Raw genomic sequence first — 666 nt, 5'->3', positions numbered from 1 at the left:
AAAACAGGTTTTGCGTAATTTGTTGAATTTAAGGCCGTCTGAAAACATGGCCGCCGATCCGGCACAATTCCGCCTGTTGCCTGTCAAAGGCGTGAACTTGGACGTACCGATTACCGTTTTGGCCAACCGCCCCGACCTGCGCGCCGCCGAATACCGCCTGCAAGCGTCGCAACAATCGGTTAACGCGCAAAAACGCAGTTGGTATCCGTCGATTACTTTGGGCGCAAGTTTGAGTACGTCTTCCGATAAAGCGAAAAGCACGTTCAATATCCCCATGTTGGGCGGCTCGGCCACCATCAATCTGCCTTTCCTTAATTGGCAGACCATGAAATGGAAAGACAAAACCGTACAAGCGGAGATGGACAGCGCCAAGCTGAATTTTGAAAAAGCCCTGACCACCGCACTCAACGAGGTCAACACCAATTACCTTGCCTACAAAAACGCGCAGGCCAGCCTTGCCAATCAGGAACAGCGTTATCAGCTGGACAAGAAAAACAGCCATTACTATCAAGTACGCTACCAACACGGTAAAAACGAGTTGAAAGACTGGCTGGAGGCTTTGAATCCAGAATACAGCTCGGCTCAAAACCTGCTGAACCAACGCTATGAAGCCTTAAAATACGAAAATATGGTGTATAAAGCCATGGCGGGACGTTATACGCCGAA

General features: G+C 49.5%; 1 protein-coding gene. It reads left to right on the top strand.

The genetic code is table 11. The features are described from left to right. Positions 1 to 666 (top strand): TolC family protein (locus ACTHUM_RS17055; protein ID WP_440403561.1); only part of this gene is annotated, 666 nt, incomplete at both ends.

The sequence above is a fragment of the Neisseria sp. P0021.S006 genome (assembly GCF_051956895.1).
This window is presented reverse-complemented; position numbering and strand designations above follow the sequence as displayed.